Here is a 19339-nt window from a genome sequence, read left to right on the forward strand (position 1 = left end):
TTACCTAATTGTTGAAAAATGGAAAAATACATCGTATAATTAAGGCGAATATTAAATTAAATTTTAAAAAGGAGAATATATCATGTTAAAATTTTTACAACGTATAGGTAAATCATTAATGCTACCAATAGCAACTTTACCTATTGCTGGGATAATGTTAAGACTTGGACAAGCAGATGTAGTTAATGCTCTAGGTGGTATACCATTTATGCAAACGATACTACCATTTTTCGGAGCTGCTGGATCAGCTTTATTTGATAATCTTCCATTATTATTTGCTCTGGGAGTTGCTGTAGGTTTTTCAGATGATCAAAATGGAGCATCTGCATTAGCAGGAGTCATATCATATTTTACATTAACAAATGTTACGAAACAGTACTGGACTATGAACTTAAGCTCAGACTTAGTATCAACCCTAAATATATCATTTTTAGGAGGTATACTAGCAGGATTAATAGGAGGACTTTGCTATAATAAATTTAGGAAAGTTAAACTACCAGAGTTTTTAGCTTTCTTTGGAGGAAGAAGACTAGTTCCCATAGTGGCAGGACTTATATCTGTTATAATAGCTATACCTTTAGCTATGATATGGCCAACAGTACAGGGAGCATTGACTCAATTCTCAATGTCAATAGTAGGATTTGGAGCTGTAGGAGCTGCAATATTTGGACTTTTTAATAGACTATTAATACCTGTAGGCCTACATCATGTTTTAAACTCATTTTTCTGGTTCCAATTAGGAAGCTATAATGGAAAAACAGGAGATATAGCTAGATTTTTTGCAGGGGATCCAACAGCGGGACATTTTATGGCAGGATTTTTCCCAATAATGATGTTTGGATTACCAGCAATAGCTCTTGCTATTTACTTTGCAGCTAATAAGGAAAAAAGAAAGGCTGTAGGAGGAATGCTTTTATCATTAGCACTTACTTCTTTTTTAACAGGAGTTACTGAGCCAATTGAGTTTTTATTTATATTCTTATCACCAATGTTATTAGTTGCACATGCAATACTTACATCACTATCATTTTTTATAGTAGATAGTTTAGGTATATTACATGGATTTACATTCTCAGCGGGAGCTATAGATTATTTAATGAACTTTGGACTAGCGACAAATCCACTGACTTTATTATTAGTTGGCTTAGGAATGGGAGTATTGTATTTTATCGTATTTTATATATTAATAATAAAACTGAATTTACCCACACCTGGTAGAGAAGAAGATTGCGATGAGTTTGATCAAAATGGAGCACAAGTTAATGTAGGTGGAGATGAAGCTGTAGCAAAGAAATATATCGAGTTTTTAGGTGGATCAGAAAATATAGTTAAGGTAGAGAATTGTGCTACTCGATTAAGATTAGAATTATTAGATACAGATAGAATAAATGAAAAAGGATTAAAATCTATAGGAGCAAAAGGAATTGTTAAATTAAACAAAACAAGTGCTCAGGTTATAGTTGGAACAAATGTAGAATTTGTTGCAGATGGTATGAAAGTTTTTCTAAAATAAAAAAGAGTGTCTTATAGACACTCTTTTTTAATAGTACTCATTAAAATCACAATCTACACTAAATTCATTAGGGCTTAGAAGCCCACCAAAAGATATACATATGTTATTAATTTGTGATGCTAATCTTTTACTTATAATTATACTATATCCATCAAATTCAAATAATTGATCATCTTTCTGTAACTCATCCAGAGTTAAATGCACTCGGGCATCACATCAAAAGCTTATTGTTCTAATGAATATCCTGATGTATTTCTTACTTGATTCATTTTTAAGCAATTTATCAAGTTGAACCTTTGCTGAATTATAAATTTGTATATTCATTTTAAATCTCCTAGGTTAAATTTTAATTTACTTATACAATAATAAGGTAAATTAGATAAATTAACAAGATTTATTAAGCTAAGAAAGTGTATTTGTATTATTTAAACAATCATCACATATAAAGCCTTCATTGGGAAAATAATTTTTTTCATTATGAGGATAAGGGTTAAGACATCTACAACAAGTACTATGGTAATATTTAGGAACTGCATAAACTTCTATGCCGGGAATAGAATTAAAAGTATCTAATGTTTTAGATGCAGAAAAATAATCTTCATATATAGACTTAGCTTCTTCAACAGCTTTTCTTCTTAAATAACTATCATTCATAGCAAATACCTCCTATATAATTTTATATAATTAGTATTCCTATAATTTAGATTATGTATTAAGAAAAATTTGGAAGTTAATAGAAAAACTTTAACAATTATTGTATAATAGAAAAAATATATATTTTTAATGTATTACTTAAATCAAATTAAGAAAAATTTTAAAATTATAGCTTAGAACATATTAAATAAGTAATATATATGTTATGAAAAACCTAAAAGGAATAAAATAATTTATCTAATCATAAAATTACAAACATAAGTATAGCATTAAAATTAAAATATTTTTGCTATAAGAACAAATGTACGTAAATGACTATTTTTTAAGGATAAGCTTGTCTATCAAATAGGGATAATAGGCAGTTAATATTTGCAAATAATGCAAATACCACTTATAATAGACGATATGAATCTTGTAACCAGATAGATAAATACATAAAAATATATATTATTAAAAAGTTATGGGTGTGGATGTTTTAGTATATCAAACTGGATATTAGATTTTCAGTAAAATACAAAAAAGCTATTTAAAAATACTTATATTAAAAAAACATTCAAAAAAGTAAAAATATAAAGTGAATTTATGAAAACTTTTGTAAAAGTATGAAGGAAATTTAACTTATATATGTAATATTTATAAATATGCAATTATATTACATGATAACAAACCATATCAAAACTTAAGATGGGGGGCAATAACGAAAATATGAGTGACAAAACAGGAAAGAAAAGTAGCCTTGCAAAAAAAATAGCAATAGGTTTTTTAGTGTTATTTGGTTGTGGAGTTGCGGCTGTTAGTTTATTTATTATAGGAATACTAATAACTACTCCAGATATAGATCCACATAAAATGGTGTTTGCAGAAAATTCTATTATCTATGATGCAAACAAGAAGGTGACAGAAAAAATCAAAGGACCTTCTGAATCAAGATATGTGATTAAAAATATGAGTGAAATACCAAGTAACATGAAAAATGCTGTTCTTGCTATAGAAGACCACACTTTCTATGAACACCATGGTATAAATATAAAAAGAACTATGGGTGCATTTGTACAAAATTTTAAATCTGGGTATAAATCACAAGGTGCAAGTACTATTACTCAGCAGTTAGCAAAAAATATGTATTTAACTAATGAGAAAACTTATAAAAGAAAAATAAAAGAGTTATATTATGCACTTAAATTAGAGAAAGAATTAAGTAAGGATGAAATTTTATTAGCTTACTTAAATACACTATCTTTAGGACAAGGAACAAGAGGTGTAAAAGCTGCAGCTGCTAAATATTTTGACAAAGATGTATCACAGCTAGATTTAGCAGAATGTGCATTACTTGCAGGAATAACTAAATATCCTAGTAAATATTCAGCATATAAAACATCTAAATTAAATCTTAATGATGATCTTGATAATGCTCAAATTTTAATATACTCTCAAGATTATGTACCAACAGATGATGATCTTGAAATGTATAGAATCTTACATGAAAATGGAAAAGTAGATGATTTAACATATGATGCATTAAGAAAAGGTAGAAAAGTTATTTATCAAGCTAAGTTCAATGAAGAGTCTAAAAAAAGACAAGAAGTTGTATTATCAAGAATGTTAGAGCTTGGGTATATAACAAAAAGTCAATATGATGAAGCTATAAAAGAAGAAATTAAAATAAAATTAGGTGATAAAGCCGAAAATGAAAACTCATCATATTTTAACAGTTTAGTTAAAAAAGATGTTATGCAAGCTTTAGTTAAAGAAGGATATACTAAGGATGAGGCAGAAGACATGTTATATAATGGAGGACTTAGAATATATTCTACTATAGATTCTGCTACTCAAGATATAGTAGAGAAAGAATATGAAGATGATTCTAATTTCCCAGGAACATATACAGATGGACATGGAAATCTTCAACCTCAATCTGCAATGGTTATAATGGATAATAACAATGGTCAAATTAAAGCTATGATAGGAGGTCGTGGTATAGGAGGAGAAAGCCTTTATAATAGAGCTACAAATCCAAGACAACCAGGATCATCAATAAAGCCATTAGCTGTATATTTACCTTTAATGGAAAGAGTGGGAATGACTCCTCAGTCAAATCTTCCAGATCAACCTATAAAAAAATTAAATGGAAAAGATTGGCCTAGAAACTTTGCAGGAGTATATTATGGAACAGTAGGAATGAGTACAGCAGTTAAACATTCATACAATGCTTCTGTAGTTCAAGGGGCAGCTATGTTAGGTAAAAATGAATCTGAATCTATGGAAATAGTACTTAAAGCATTAAAAGATGTTGGAATAACTACAATAAATGACACAAAAGACAAATATTATCCTACTGTACTTGGAGGTATGGATAAAGGAGTTTCACCACTTGAGATGACTGCAGCATATGCAACTATTGCAAATGGTGGGGTTTATGTAGAACCTATGACATTTACAAAAATAGAATTATCAGATGGAAGTACTTTATTAGAAAATAAACCAAAGAAAAAAAGAGTATATTCTGAAAATACAGCATATTATATGACAAAAATGCTAGAAGGAGCAGTAAATGATGGTACAGGTAAAGCTGCTAGATTATCAGGTATGGCAGTTGCCGGGAAAACAGGAACAACAAGCAACAATAGAGATGCATGGTTCTGTGGATATACTCCATATTACACAGCATCTGTTTGGATAGGAAATGATAGAGCTAACTCTTTATCACAAGGAAGTAAAATCGCGGCTTCTTTATGGAGAGATATTATGGACCCAGTTCATAGTGGACTAGAAGGTAGACAATTTGATAAAACAGGTCCATTTGCTAATGTGGATGTAGGATATTCAGAAGGGGCAAGTTCAAGTCCAAAGCCGGTTGAACCACCGACAGAGGAACAACCACCAACTGATCCAAATCAGCCGGCAACTGATCCAAATCAGCCAACGCCACCGACTGATCCAAATCAGCCAGTAACTGATCCAAATCAGCCAACACCACCGACTGATCCAAATCAACCGAATCCAACGCCGACACCACCGGCACCGGATCCGACACCACCGGCACCAGATCCAAATCCAGTGCCGCCACCGACACCAACGCCACCGGCTGATCCAAATCAACAGGGAACACCATCTCCTGCAGCATAATTAATAAATAATAAAAGAGATATAGGATTAATCCTATATCTCTTTTTTAAACTTTAAATATAACTAGCATCATGTAGATAGCATAAGCTGCTATTAAAATAATACTTTCAAATTTATTAACATCTTTTTTTCTAATTGAAAACAAGTAAGTTACAATTGTTATTAAAATCATTATAGATATATCAAAAAACAAGCTTGGATCTACAGGTATAGGAGAAATTAATGATGATAAACCTAAGATGAATAAAATATTAAATACATTAGAACCAATAACATTTCCAAGTGCTATGTCACTTTCGCCTTTACTTGCAGCTATAACGGAGGTTACAAATTCTGGTAATGATGTTCCTATAGATACTATAGTAAGACCTATCATTTTTTCACTAACTCCAAATGTCATAGCTATATCAGATGCACAATCTACAACTAGCTTTCCGCCTAATATAATGCCTATAATACCAACAATAGACATTATAAGAGCTTTTGAAAGAGATATTTCACAAGTGCATGTATTACATGAAGAATTATCTTTAGATAATACTAAGTCATCATAATCAATTTTTGTTTCTTTTCTTGATTTAAGTGCAACTCCTAGCAAATAGTAAATAAATATTATGAAAAATAGTAAAAGTATTAAACCATCTCCGCTAGATAGAATTGAAATTGAACTCTTTTGAAATACAAAATCATTACAAAGTATAAATAAAACAATTGATGATAATAAAAGAAAAGGAAATTCTTTTAAAAGTATGGATTTTTTTACAGGTAAAGTTGATATAAAAGCAGACATACCTACAACGCATAACAGATTAAATATATTAGAACCAATAATATTTCCAAGTGCTATTCCATTTTGACCTTGAATAGAGGCTGTTATACTAACAGCAGCTTCAGGAGCACTAGTTCCAAAGGCAACTATAGTAAGACCTATAATCAATGGAGGTACCTTGAAATATTTGGCTATACTAGATGAGCCATCTACAAAATAATCAGCCCCTTTTACTAAAAATAAAAAGCCAAGCAATAAAAATAAGTAAACCATAAAAATATCTCCTTTTAAGTTTATTTATATAAATAAAAAAGACCTTCTAAATAAATAGAAAAAATTTCTACTCATTTAGAAGGTCTTGCTAACAAGATTAAACTCGCTAATTGACCGAGTGATATTTTAAACACTGATATGACGATCAATTAACACCAAAGTGTAAGCTACTCCCCTTCTAGGGATTTGTTTTTATAATTTAATTATATGTAATTTTTAGAAAAAGTCAACCAATTTATAACAATTTATTTCTAGACATTATAAATGTAAGAATTAAACACATTATACATGTTATTAAGATTACTATCCAAAATCCATTTACATGGTTAGAAAATGGCAATCCTTCTACGTTCATACCAAAGAAACCAGATACAATAGTAGGAATTGACATTATAAGTGTAATGGATGTAAGAAACTGCATAACAGTATTTTGATTATTACTTACTATGGCACTAAATGCATCCATGATTCTGCTTAATATATCTCCATAAATTGTAGCCATTTCAAGAGCTTGTTTATTTTCTATGATAACATCTTCAAGTAAATCTTCATCTTCTGAATATTTTTTTATAGATTCAGTCCTAAGCATTTTATTAAGAACTAATTCATTAGCCTTTAAAGAAGTAGAAAAATATATAAGTGATTTTTCTAACTCTAGAAGTTGCACTAGTTCTTTATTTTTCATTGATTTATAAATTTCTTTCTCTATGGCAATTGTCATTTTATTTATTCTTCTAAGATAATGTAAATAATAGCTTGCATTCTTATAAAGTACTTGAAGAATAAATCTAGTTTTTTTGAAAGTAAAAAAATTTTTAACATGTCCTACTATAAAGTCATTTAATATTTTAGTTTGAGCTGTACATATAGTAACTATTGTATTATCTAATAATATTATGCCTAGAGGAATAGTCGAATAATGTGCAGAAGACGCATCACTTTCATCGACAGGTATATCAATAAGTATCAATATATGATTATCTTCTATATCAATTCTTGAACGTTCCTCCTCATCAAGGGCAGCTCTAATACTCTCTATATCTATATTAAATTTAGTTGATATATCTAGGATTTCAGCTGTAGTAGGTTCAACTAAATTAATCCAACAACCATTTTCAAATGATTTTAGTTTTTCTAATTTAGAGTCGATAGTTTTATAGTATCTTATCATTTGATCACTCCTTTATTCAGTTTTAAAAGCAATCACTTAAGTATTATCTACATAATTGCTTAAACATATAATGAAATAAAGGAATTTAAGCAGTTATTAAGTTACCTTAAGCGATTTTAAAAATAAACATATCCGCAATGGAATACTGTCCATTTGTAATATCACTCCTTCTATTTTATTTAGTAAAAAAGACCACATCGGCATTACTGCTTAAGAGGTCACATAAACTTATAATACCATAAAATAAATGCCAATACAATAATATACTAAATCAAAGTTAAATAAAAAATATAACTAAAGTAATTAAGAAAATTTAATATATTTTTTATATAATTAACTTATAGTAATTTAAGGAGGAGTATTATGAGATATAGAGAATTTGGGTCAACAGGAGAAAAAATTTCTATACTAGGTTTTGGATGTATGAGATTTCCGCAAACAGATGGAAAAATTAATGAAGATGAAACGTTAAAAATGGTTAGATATGCAATAGATAATGGGGTTAACTATATAGATACTGCATATCCATATCATGGAGGAGAAAGTGAACTGGTTGTAGGAAGAATATTAAAGGATGGGTATAGAGAAAAAGTAAATTTAGCAACCAAACTGCCATCATGGAATATAAAAAGTAGAGAGGATATGGATAAATATCTAAATGAACAATTAAAAAAATTACAAACAGATTATATTGATTTTTATTTAGTTCATGCGTTAGATGAAGAACTATGGGATAATTTAGTTAAAAATGGAATCTTTGATTTTTTAGATGAAATAAAAAGAAATAAGAAAGTTAGATATGTAGGCTTTTCTTTCCATGATAAATATGATGTATTTGAAAAAATTATAGATGATTATGATTGGGATTTTACTCAGATACAATACAACTATATAGATGAAGAGTATCAAGCTGGAACCAAGGGACTTGAATATGCTTATAAAAAAGGGTTGGGCATAGTAATAATGGAACCTCTTAGAGGTGGAAAGCTAGTAAATAACTTATCTGATGATATTAAAAATATAATAAAATTTGCAAACACAAAAAAATCACCTACTAAATGGGCATTTAAGTTTTTATATAATAAAAGTGAAATAGGCATAGTACTTAGCGGTATGTCTACCATGGAACAAGTAATTGAAAATATAAAAATTTGTGATGAAGAGGGAGAAGCAAATTCTATGACTAAAGATGAAAAAAAAATAATAGATAATCTAGGAGAAAAGTTTAAATCAAAAATTAAAATAGATTGCACTGCTTGTAAATATTGTATTCCATGTCCAAGAGGAGTAAATATACCTGGATGTTTTGAGGCTCTTAATAATGCAAGTATGTTTGATGATGTTGAGTCAGTTAAAATTAACATGTATAAATTTATAGAAGAAAATGAAAGTGATGCATCTATGTGTATAGAGTGCGGAAAATGTGAAGCAATGTGCCCGCAGCATATAAATATAATAGACAAATTGAAAGAAGTTAAATATACATTTAAATAAGTTATAAACTTGAAAAAATTATTTTACTTTGATAATATATAAATTACGTTAAAACTTAAATTGACAGTTCGAAAGCCTCCTGTCTTTAAACAAAACTATGGTTAAGTCTTAAAATGTAATATTTTATATTATTATTTAGATTTTAAACCGTAGATTTTATTCTGCGGTTTTTTTTATTTTAAGACTTTAAGGAGAGAATAAATGACTAACAAAACAAAAAAATTAGTAATGACATCTTTAGTTGCAGCTATATATGCTGTCTTAACATTAGTATTAGGTGCTATAAGTTATGGTCCTATACAATTTAGAATAGCGGAAATTATGGTATTATTAGCTTTTATAAAAAAAGATTATATATGGGGACTTACTATAGGGTGCTTTTTAGCAAATGTGATAGGGCCATATGGGGCTCCTGATATAGTTTTTGGGACAACAGCTACATTTTTAAGTGTTTATGCTATATATTTAACTGGTAAAGTTATGAAAGGTAAAAAATATGCAATATTAATAGCATCGATTTGGCCAACACTTATAAATGCAGTTATAATAGGTTTTATGCTAAATATTTTCGTTGGAATGCCTTTGATTTTATCTATGATACAAGTTGGATTTGGAGAATTTGTTGTTATAACTATAATAGGTGTTCCATTGTATAAAATTATAGGAAAAAAATATATTAAATTATTAGAGAATGCATTTTAAAGCAAGTTAGAAAGGAAATATTATGTTTGTAGAAATTCTAATAGGCTCAACCATAGTTTTGGGAACTACATTATTTTTAAAAAATGAAACTGAAAAATTAGAAATAACAAAACATGAGGTAGAAAATAACAAGATACCAAAAGATTTTGATGGTTTTAAAATAATACAAATAAGTGATTTACACAATAAAAGTTTTGGGAAAAATAATGAAAAACTTTTGAAAAAAGTTGAAGATGAAAAGCCTGATATAGTAGTTATAACTGGAGATTTAGTTGAAGGTGACAATAATAAATATCATGTAGCCTTAAATTTAGTAGAAGAGTTAACAAAAAAATATGAGGTTTATTATATAGTAGGTAATCACGAACAAAAGTCGTTAATAAAGAAATACAAAGAAGAATACAAAGAGTACTTTAAGGAATTAGAAAAAAAACCTATTATAAATTTACATAATGATAAAGTTTGCTTGAATAAAGGAAACTCATGTATTAATTTATTTGGTTTTATAGTTCCACTAGATTACTATCCCTATTTCTTTAAAAACTATAAAAATAGGAAAAAAGATCTTGAAAAAAACTTAATTTGTGATTCTCTTGGAGAAATCGATAAAGAAAATTATAATATAATGCTTGCACATACACCATTTTTCTTTGAAGATTATGAACAATATGGAGTTGATTTAGTTTTATCGGGACATGTACATGGAGGAATAATAAGAATACCAGGTATAGGAGGGGTACTTTCTCCTAATAGAGAATTTTTCCCAAAGTATGATTTTGGGAAGTATGAAAAAAATAATACAACTATGCTTCTAAGTAAAGGGTTAGGGGGATCTAAAGTATTGATTAGATTTAACTGTAAACCTGAAATAGTAAGTATTGTACTAAAGTCAAAGTAACTTCATTTAAAAAAATGAAGTTACTTTTTTATAGAAAAAAACTATAATCAATTGGAAAACTATAGAAAATATCAATGTAAAAAAACGTAGAAATTTGATATAATTGATTATGAAATTAAGAAAATTATAAAAAATCATAAAAATGTTAAAGGGGAGAGATTAATGAAAAAAAATAAAAAGTTAAAAATGTTAGTTATGGGGTTGCTATTTGCTTTATCAATTACTAGCCTAGTGGGATGCTCATCAAATAAAGGAAATGATACATCAAGCAAATCTGAAAGTAGTTATAAAAATATAAATGCAAAAGAGACAGAAGATTTATTAGCTAGTGGAGATGATATAGCGGTTGTAGATGTTAGAAGCAAAGGGGAATATGATGAAGGGCATATAGATAGAGCTCAAAATATAGATTTTAATGACTTTGAAAACAATTTAACTATATTAGATGATTATAAAGAAAAGCCTGTATTACTTTATTGTAAAACAGGTAATAGAAGTGAAAAGGCAGCTAAAATTTTACAAAAGCATGGATTTAAAAAAGTTTACAATGCTACAGATGGTGTTGAAGAGCATGATTATAAATTAGTTAAGTAAAAATAACCTCCTAGACTGATAATATTTAGCTAGGAGGTTATATTATTATAAAAATAAAAAAGGAGAATTAATATGAAAAAAATTATTGCCTTGGTAATGACGTTAAGTCTAATCTTTATGGTTGGATGCAGTAGCAATAGTGCAAAAAACACAGAAGATATCTTAAACAAAGATCAAAAAGAAATTGAAAAGTCAGCTAAAGGAAGTACAGTTAACTTTTATGGATGGGGAGGAAACGAAGTACTTAATAAATGGTTTGATACATATGTTATACCTAATATGAAAGAAAAATATGATATTTCTGTTAAAAGAGTTGGAATGGATATAGATACGATAATGAATAAACTGTTATCTGAAAAGAAACTTCAAAATGATAATGGAAATATAGATGTATTTTGGTTAAATGGAGAAAACTTCAAATCTGCTAAAGATAATGATTTACTTTTTGGACCATTTACAAGTAAAATTGAAAATTATGAAAAATATGTAGATACAAAATCAAAAGATATAACTACTGATTTTGGTACTCCAGTTGATAATATGGAATCTCCTTGGGGTAAGGCAACTTTTACAGTATTTAAAAATGGAGAAAAAGTTGAAAATCAAATTACAGATACAAAAAGTTTAAAAGAAGCTATAATGAAAAATCCTGGGAAATTTACATATCCGGCACCACCAGATTTTACTGGAAGTGCATTTGTAAGAAATATTATATATGATACTGTAGGGTATGAAAAAGTAGCCAACTTACCTGAAGATGAAAAACAAGTCAAAGAAGCTATACAACCGGCAATTGACTATTTAAATGAAATTAAACCATATTTATGGAATAAAGGAAAGACATATCCATCAACTATAGCTCAATTAAATAATATGTATTCAGACAATGAAGTTTATTTTAGTATGAGTTATTCACCTAATGAGGTTAAAGGAAAAATTGATTCAGGTGAATTTAATAAAAATACTCAGTTTATAAATTTTGATAAAGGAAACATATCAAACACTCACTTTTTAGCAATACCTAAAAATGCAAAGAATAAAGCAGGATCTATGGTTTTAATAAATTACTTAACTAGTATAGATGCTCAAGCTTCTAAGAGTAATCCTAAAAACTGGGGAGATATGACTATATTAGATTTAAATAAAGTGCCATCTGAAGATAGAAGTAAATTCAAATCTTCAATAGATATTAAAAATCCTGTACCTGAAATTAAAGCTAGCTTAGTACCTATAATTGAAAAAATTTGGATTGAAGAGGTAGCCAATAGCAATGAGTAAGTTTAAACCTTACTTATATATAGCTCCTGTAGCTATATTATTAATAACTATAATAGGAATGGGGATTTTTACATGTATTTGTCAAAGTTTAGGATATTTTCCTCAAATAGGAATGACAGATATAACCTTAAGTTATTACAAAGAATTATTAAGTGATAAACAGTTTGTAGAATCAATTTATATAAGTTTAAGAACTGCTTTAATATCTTCTATTATATCTGTTTTAGTGGGCGTTATTTTAGCGTACTTTATTTCAAAAGAAAAGTTTTCTAAGTTTAGATATTTTTTGATAAATTTACCTATAATAGTTCCTCACATTGTAGTTATACTACTGACTTTTGCTATTTTTTCAAAATCAGGTATAATATCTAGGATATTATATAATCTAGATTTAATAAGTGATTCAAACCAATTTATAAGTTTAGTTAATGATAAATATGGAATAGGTATAATACTTGTTTATATTTATAAAGGGATACCTTTTATAGCGTTGACAACTTATAATATTTTAAAAAGTTTAGATAAAAACTTAGAAGATGTAGCTAGAAACTTAGGAGCAAATAATGTTCAAGCTTTTAAATTTATCATATTGCCACAAATTATTCCAAGTATTATATCTTCTTTTATAATAATTTTTGCATTTTCATTTGGTTCATTTGAAGTTCCTTATTTAATAGGTGCAACAAGTCCAAAAGCATTACCTGTAAATGCATACTTATACTATATAGGATCAGATTTAACTAAAAGACCTATTTCTATGGCTATGAATACAGTATTAGCAGGTATAAGTTTTATATTATTAATAATTTATGATACTATATTTAAAAAAATATATAAGTATAAATTGTAGGTGATAAAATGAGTAAAAAATTAAAAAAATTAATTGTTAATATTATTTTACTTACACTTATATTACCATTAGGAATTCTTTTTATATGGGCTATTACATCTTCATGGGTATATCCAAATTTAATTCCAAATGAATTTTCATTAAGGGGTTTTGAGTACATACTAAATGAAGAAAATATAAAAGTTTTATTAAATAGTATATTTATTTCAATAGTGGTAGTTATAATAACTTTAATAATTAGTATACCTGCGGCTAAAGCAATAGCATTATATGAATTTAAAGGGAAAAAATTTTTTGAATTATTGATATTATCACCAATAATAATTCCAATGATTTCAGTTGCTATGGGAATTCAATTAATTTTTATTAAGTTTGGGATAGCCAACACTTTAACCGGAGTTATTCTTATAAATATAATACCTTGTATACCTTATGGAGTAAGGATAATTGCTGATGTATATAAATTAATTGGGGCTAAATATGAGATACAGGCTAGTATGTTAGGAGCTAAAAAAATAGATACACTTAGATATGTTACTATACCGCTTATATTGCCAGGAATAATAGGGGCATCTAGCATGTGCTTTATAATTTCCTTTAGCCAATATTTTTTAACCTTGCTAATAGGAGGAGGAAGTGTAATAACTTATCCTTTATTGATGTTTCCTTATATACAAAGTGGGGATAGAATATTAGCATCTATGTATAGTATAGTCTTTATTATAATCAGTTTAATTGTAGTTATGTTAATGAAAAAATCACTAGAAAAATATTATAATAAGGAGAATTAAGATGGCATCTGTTAAAATAGTAAATTTAACTAAAAGTTTTAACAATGTAAATGTATTAAATAGTATCAATCTAGATATTAATCAAGGTGAATTTATTACACTTTTAGGTAAATCAGGATGTGGTAAAAGCACAACTTTAAAGTTAATAGCAGGACTTATAAGTCCAGATAAAGGAGATATATTATTTGACAAAAATTCTATATTAAATCAAAAAACTCAAGAGCGACAAGCTGTTATAGTATTTCAAGATTATTCTTTGTTTCCACATATGAATGTCTTTGAAAATATAGAATTTGGATTGAAAATGAAAAAGATAGAAAAAAAAATAAGACAGAAAAAAGTAATGGAGCTTTTGGAACTTGTTAAACTCGATGGATTTGAAAAAAAGTTTCCTAGCGAATTATCTGGTGGTCAAAAACAAAGAGTTGCAATAGCTAGAACATTGGCGGTAAATCCAAAAGTATTATTATTAGATGAACCTTTTTCAAGTTTGGATATAAATTTAAGGAATGAGATGAGAAGCTTCATTTTAGAATTACAAAAAAAATTAAATATAACCACTATATTAGTAACTCATGATAAGGAAGAGGCTTTGATGATGAGTGATAAAATTGCGGTTATGATAGATGGAAATATAGCTCAATTTGATTCTCCTATGAATTTATATGAAAAGCCTATATCTAAAGATATTGCAAATGTATTTGGCCAACGAAACTACTTAAAAGGAAGAATAAAAAATGGAATTTTCATTTCAGATATATTTGATATTGAGTTAAAAGGCCATGAAAATATAGATAATATTGAACTTATGATATCTAGAGAAGATGTAAAAATTCATAATAAAAAAATTTATGGATTAAAGGGTATTATATCTAAAAAAACTTATGCAGGAGATATAACATACTACGAAATCGATGTAAAAACTAAAACAATAATTTCAAGTTCAAGTGAAAGTTTTTACAATATAGGTGATGAAGTTAGTATAGATATAAAGCCTAAAAATATAATTTACTTTAAAAACAATTTAAAAAAATAAAAATAAGAGTTATATTAATAATATAACTCTTATTTTTTATAAGTATAGTTAGGGTATTATAAGTATATTTTGAAAGAGGTTAAAGATATGAAGATAAACAGAATAAAAGAATTAAAGCCACTAGTTCAGACTAGGTTTTTAAATATGTATGATGCTAAATATGAAAATAAAAATGGAAATGAAAAAAGTTGGATGATAGCATCTAGAAAAGGGTATGAAGTTTTAGCAGATAAATATTTTAATGGTAAATCTGATGAAGTTGATGCTGTTGTAATAGCGACCTTTCACGAAGAATCTAAAAGTTTAGTATTAGTTAGACAATTTAGAGTACCTCTAAATGATTATGTATATGAACTTCCAGCAGGCTTAGTTGATGATAATGAAGATTGTGCTATTACAATAAAAAGAGAATTAAAAGAAGAAACAGGCTTAGATATTATAAAAATTAATGATCGATTAGGAAGCAAACAATTATACTTATCGCCTGGTATGACAGAAGAAAGTGCAAGTTTAGTTTACTGCACATGTAGTGGGGATTTAAGTACAAAATATCTTGAAGAAGATGAAGATATTACTCCCATACTTGTAAATAGAGATGAAGCTAAAAAATTATTAAATAAAAGTGAAAAGATGGATATTAAGGCTTTTATGGTACTTCAAAGTTTTGCTTTGTTTGGAGAAGAAATATTTACATGTTAGAATTATTAGTAGATATAAATATATTGTTAATAGTCTATTAAAAATAAAATTTTCTAGAAAATATTATATATAGACTTTAAAAAGTATATAATCTAATAATATGGAATTCAAAATTATTTTAATATAAAAAAGTAGGATTATATGAGTATATTGACTGGAAATAATCAATGGTATATAATACCACTTGTATGAGGAAATAAATTATTCCCAGACAAATATATTTAATATTTGGAGGATGGACATGGACATAAGAGGAACTAAAACTGAACAAAATTTAGTTACTGCATTTGCTGGAGAGTCTGAAGCTACAAATAAATATACATATTATGCTTCAAAGGCTAGAAAAGAAGGTTATAATAAAATAGCTGACTTTTTTGAAGAAACAGCTAATAATGAAAGAGCTCATGCAAAAATGTGGTTTAAGTTAATTCATGATGGAATAGGCACAACTGAAGAAAACTTAAGAGATGCAGCGGCAGGAGAGCACTATGAATGGGTTGATATGTATGAGAAATTTGCAAAGGAAGCTGAGGAAGAAGGATTTTTAGAAATTGCATTTTTATTAAGAGGTGTTGGCTCTATAGAAAAGCAACATAATAAAAGATATAATGAATTACTTGAGGCCTTAGAGGCTAATAAAATCTTTGAAAAAGAAGAAACAATGGAGTGGAGATGTCAAAATTGCGGGCATATACACAAGGGTACAAATGCTCCAGAGGTATGTCCTATATGTAAACATCCAAAAGCATTTTTTGAAGTTAAATGCGATGAATTTTAATATACAATTTTTTTATTTTTAATACAATACTTTTAATTAAGAAGAAAATATACATAAATAAAAAAATAGATCTTGATTTAAATCAAGATCTATTTTTGCTTTCATAGATTTGATGTTAATTCATTTATAACTTGTGAAACACTTTGCAATTTATCTATTTTATAGGCATTGCTACCGCAGAATAAAAGTCCATTTTCAGTATCACCACGAACTGCATCTATAAGTGCTTTAGATATACAGTAAGGAGTACTATCTGGATTACAAGGGATTAAGCAATTGTAGCATTTTGTAATTTTTACTTTATCATTGGAAACAGATTTTATAAATTTATTTTCAATAGCACGTCCGGGCATACCAACAGGACTTTTAACTATTTTAATGTCTTTTTCATCAGCGTTTACGTAGGTCATCTTAAAATTATAAGATGCATCACATTCATGAGTTGCTACAAATTTTGTTCCAACTTGAACTCCACTAGCTCCCATATCTATGTACTTTTTTACATCATCTCCAGTAAAAATTCCACCAGCGGCTACAACTGGTATATGTCTATTAAATTTATCTCCATAATTTTTTGCTATGTCTAGTATTTTAAGAAACTCACTATCATAATCTATACTATCTATATTTTCGAGTTCTTCATTATGATAACCTAAGTGTCCACCGGCTTTAGGGCCTTCAACTACTATCATATCTGCTGTAACATTATTTTTTCTATCCCACATTTTTAATATGACACTTAAGGCTTTAGATGTAGATACTATAGGAGCTATTTTAACAGAACTATCTTTAACTAATTTAGGAAGAGCAGTTGGAAGACCAGCACCAGATATAATTAAATCAACTCCAGACTCTATGCAAGTTCTTACGTGTTCTTCATAGTAGTTCATGGCTACCATAAGATTAACTCCTATTATTCCCCCTTTTGAATTTTCTTTCGCTTTTAATATGTGTTTTTTTAAAGCTCTTAAATTTGCTTTAAGTGGATTTATTTCAAAATCATCTTCATCATAACCAACTTGTGCACCTGAGATAACTCCTATTGCGCCACAAGATGCTACAGCTGATGCAAGTGATGACCTAGATACTCCTACGCCCATACCACCTTGAATTATTGGTACTTTAGCTATTAAATCTCCTATAATCAATGGTTTCATTTATTTCCTCCAAAAAACTATTTCACTAGATGGTTATATTAAGTATTAGTACCTAGTGATAATTAGATTATACTATAAAAATAAAAATAATCAATTATTATTTTTTATTATAAAGAAAGAGACTTTTAAATAATTTATTTAAAAGTCTCTTTCTTTTAATCAGACTTAGTAGATGCGAATTCTGGGTTTATTTTATTTTTACTATTAATATTTACTACAGCTTTGTTTTTCCAATAACCCTTTTTATAGTAAATTCCAGTAACTATTAAACCAACACACCAACCAATAGGAATACCCATCCATATGCCGTTAACTCCATAAAAAGAGGATAGTAAATAGGAAGCTGGTATTCTGGCAATCCATAAAGATATCATAGAACTAATCATTGCAAACATTGAGGCACCGGCACCTCTAATTGCACTAGTTAACATAAATGAAGTACCTATAAGGAAGAAGAATGGGCCTATAGTAAGTAAGTAACGGCAACCTATAGAAACAACTTCAGGATCGGTATTAAATAATTTAATTAGATTTTCTTTAAATAAGAAAAATATAATAATAACAAACAAAGAAATTGAAAGTGACATATTTATAGATGATTTTACTCCTTTTTTAACTCTATCCACCTTATTTGCACCAATATTTTGAGCTACAAAAGTTGATACGGCACTACCTAAATTCATAATAGGTAGTGAAATAAAAGTTTCTATTTTAGAACCAGCACCAAAGGCAGCCATTGCAGAAGTTCCATAGCTATTAACTAAAGATTGAAGAGTTATATTACCAATAGAAAAAAGAGTTTGTTGTATAGCTGAAGGCAATCCTAATTTTAAACCTGTCTTAAAAATTTCTAAGTCATATTTAAGATTTCTAACTTTAATTTTTAAGACCTCGTGTTTTCTATTAAGATATAATACGCTAAATATAAATGCAACTGCTTGAGCTATTATAGTAGCTAAGGCAACTCCATTTACTCCCATATTAAAATAAATTATGAATACTATATCTAGGATAATATTTAATATTGTAGCAATTATTAAAAAATATAAAGGGTTAGTGGAATCTCCAAGGCCTCTTAAAATTGCGCAAATTGAATTGTATCCAGTTGAGAATAATGTTCCTGCAAATATAATGATAAGATATCCTTTGGAAAGATCAAAAATTTCACTTGGGGTGTTCATAATTTCAAGAATTTTACCACTAAAAAATACTCCTATAAAAGTTATAAAAAATGATGCGATAAATATAAATACATAAGTGGTATCTATTGCGGATTTTACTTTTTCCATATTTTTAAATCCATAGTATTGAGATATTAAAATAGAAAAGCCTAAAGTTATTCCCATTAAAAAAGATGTTAATAAAAACATTATTGGATTTGCACCAGAAACTGCTGCCATCGCACTTTTACCAACAAATCTTCCTACTATTATGCTGTCTGCTGTATTGTATAGCTGTTGAAACAAACTTCCAATAAGCATTGGTAGAGCAAAGTTAAAAATACATTTACTTTCTTTTCCAACTGTTAAATCTTTCATTAAAATTTCACCACATTT

General features: G+C 28.0%; 18 protein-coding genes. 12 read left to right on the plus strand and 6 right to left on the minus strand.

Annotated elements, in window-relative coordinates; translation table 11 throughout:
- Window positions 1-82: 82 nt before the first annotated feature.
- Window positions 83-1513, plus strand: coding sequence for an N-acetylglucosamine-specific PTS transporter subunit IIBC (gene nagE, locus ATCC9714_RS06475; protein WP_057544788.1), 1431 nt, complete (start codon window positions 83-85; stop codon window positions 1511-1513).
- A gap of 27 nt (window positions 1514-1540) precedes the next feature.
- Here nagE and ATCC9714_RS17550 read toward each other — a convergent pair whose 3' ends face one another.
- Together ATCC9714_RS17550 and ATCC9714_RS06485 are read right to left on the minus strand one after the other, a co-directional pair.
- A complete protein-coding gene (locus ATCC9714_RS17550; RefSeq protein WP_021124098.1) occupies window positions 1541-1717 on the minus strand; it encodes a hypothetical protein in 177 nt (58 codons plus the stop codon).
- Between the two features lie 198 nt (window positions 1718-1915).
- Window positions 1916-2167 (minus strand): hypothetical protein, encoded by a 252-nt coding sequence (locus ATCC9714_RS06485; RefSeq protein ID WP_021124099.1) that lies wholly within the window; start codon window positions 2165-2167, stop codon window positions 1916-1918.
- 705 nt (window positions 2168-2872) lie between these two features.
- Here ATCC9714_RS06485 and ATCC9714_RS06490 point away from each other — a divergent pair.
- Window positions 2873-5293 (plus strand): transglycosylase domain-containing protein, encoded by a 2421-nt coding sequence (locus ATCC9714_RS06490; RefSeq protein WP_057544789.1) that lies wholly within the window; start codon window positions 2873-2875, stop codon window positions 5291-5293.
- 46 nt (window positions 5294-5339) lie between these two features.
- On the opposite strand, the gene ATCC9714_RS06495 is transcribed toward ATCC9714_RS06490, so the two are convergent.
- Window positions 5340-6335 (minus strand): calcium/sodium antiporter, encoded by a 996-nt coding sequence (locus ATCC9714_RS06495; RefSeq protein WP_057544790.1) that lies wholly within the window; start codon window positions 6333-6335, stop codon window positions 5340-5342.
- A gap of 235 nt (window positions 6336-6570) precedes the next feature.
- Window positions 6571-7506, minus strand: coding sequence for a magnesium transporter CorA family protein (locus ATCC9714_RS06500; RefSeq protein WP_057544791.1), 936 nt, complete (start codon window positions 7504-7506; stop codon window positions 6571-6573).
- Window positions 7507-7869: 363 nt separating this feature from the next.
- On the opposite strand from ATCC9714_RS06500, the gene ATCC9714_RS06505 reads away from it, so the two are divergent.
- The 10 genes from ATCC9714_RS06505 (at window position 7870) to rbr (ending at window position 16626) form a co-directional block, all read left to right on the plus strand.
- Complete coding sequence (locus ATCC9714_RS06505) at window positions 7870-9000, plus strand: aldo/keto reductase (RefSeq protein WP_057544792.1); 1131 nt, start codon at window positions 7870-7872, stop codon at window positions 8998-9000.
- 201 nt (window positions 9001-9201) lie between these two features.
- Window positions 9202-9702: a QueT transporter family protein gene (locus tag ATCC9714_RS06510; RefSeq protein ID WP_055339145.1), complete on the plus strand. Its 501-nt coding sequence runs from the start codon at window positions 9202-9204 to the stop codon at window positions 9700-9702.
- Window positions 9703-9724: 22 nt separating this feature from the next.
- Window positions 9725-10600 carry a metallophosphoesterase gene (locus tag ATCC9714_RS06515; RefSeq protein ID WP_055331861.1) on the plus strand — a complete coding sequence of 292 codons (876 nt, stop codon included), beginning with the start codon at window positions 9725-9727 and terminating at the stop codon, window positions 10598-10600.
- A gap of 162 nt (window positions 10601-10762) precedes the next feature.
- A complete protein-coding gene (locus ATCC9714_RS06520; protein WP_021127193.1) occupies window positions 10763-11194 on the plus strand; it encodes a rhodanese-like domain-containing protein in 432 nt (143 codons plus the stop codon).
- A gap of 72 nt (window positions 11195-11266) precedes the next feature.
- Complete coding sequence (locus ATCC9714_RS06525) at window positions 11267-12472, plus strand: ABC transporter substrate-binding protein (protein WP_057544793.1); 1206 nt, start codon at window positions 11267-11269, stop codon at window positions 12470-12472.
- Window positions 12465-13322, plus strand: a complete 858-nt coding sequence (locus ATCC9714_RS06530) for an ABC transporter permease (protein WP_057536118.1) — start codon at window positions 12465-12467, stop codon at window positions 13320-13322. Before ATCC9714_RS06525 ends, ATCC9714_RS06530 begins: the two co-directional genes overlap by 8 nt.
- Before the next feature lie 8 nt (window positions 13323-13330).
- Entirely contained in the window at window positions 13331-14113 is a 783-nt protein-coding gene (locus ATCC9714_RS06535; RefSeq protein ID WP_055339150.1) for an ABC transporter permease, read from the plus strand.
- Between the two features lies 1 nt (window position 14114).
- Window positions 14115-15149 carry an ABC transporter ATP-binding protein gene (locus tag ATCC9714_RS06540; protein WP_057544794.1) on the plus strand — a complete coding sequence of 345 codons (1035 nt, stop codon included), beginning with the start codon at window positions 14115-14117 and terminating at the stop codon, window positions 15147-15149.
- A gap of 87 nt (window positions 15150-15236) precedes the next feature.
- Window positions 15237-15848: an NUDIX hydrolase gene (locus ATCC9714_RS06545; protein ID WP_057544795.1), complete on the plus strand. Its 612-nt coding sequence runs from the start codon at window positions 15237-15239 to the stop codon at window positions 15846-15848.
- Window positions 15849-16089: 241 nt separating this feature from the next.
- Complete coding sequence (gene rbr, locus ATCC9714_RS06550; protein WP_054629717.1) at window positions 16090-16626, plus strand: rubrerythrin; 537 nt, start codon at window positions 16090-16092, stop codon at window positions 16624-16626.
- Window positions 16627-16727: 101 nt separating this feature from the next.
- Here rbr and ATCC9714_RS06555 read toward each other — a convergent pair whose 3' ends face one another.
- Together ATCC9714_RS06555 and ATCC9714_RS06560 are read right to left on the minus strand one after the other, a co-directional pair.
- Entirely contained in the window at window positions 16728-17726 is a 999-nt protein-coding gene (locus tag ATCC9714_RS06555) for an NAD(P)H-dependent flavin oxidoreductase (protein ID WP_334291132.1), read from the minus strand.
- Between the two features lie 212 nt (window positions 17727-17938).
- Entirely contained in the window at window positions 17939-19321 is a 1383-nt protein-coding gene (locus ATCC9714_RS06560) for an MATE family efflux transporter (RefSeq protein ID WP_057544797.1), read from the minus strand.
- Window positions 19322-19339: the final 18 nt, after the last annotated feature.

The organism is Paraclostridium sordellii (genome assembly GCF_000953675.1).
Lineage (GTDB): Bacteria > Bacillota > Clostridia > Peptostreptococcales > Peptostreptococcaceae > Paraclostridium > Paraclostridium sordellii.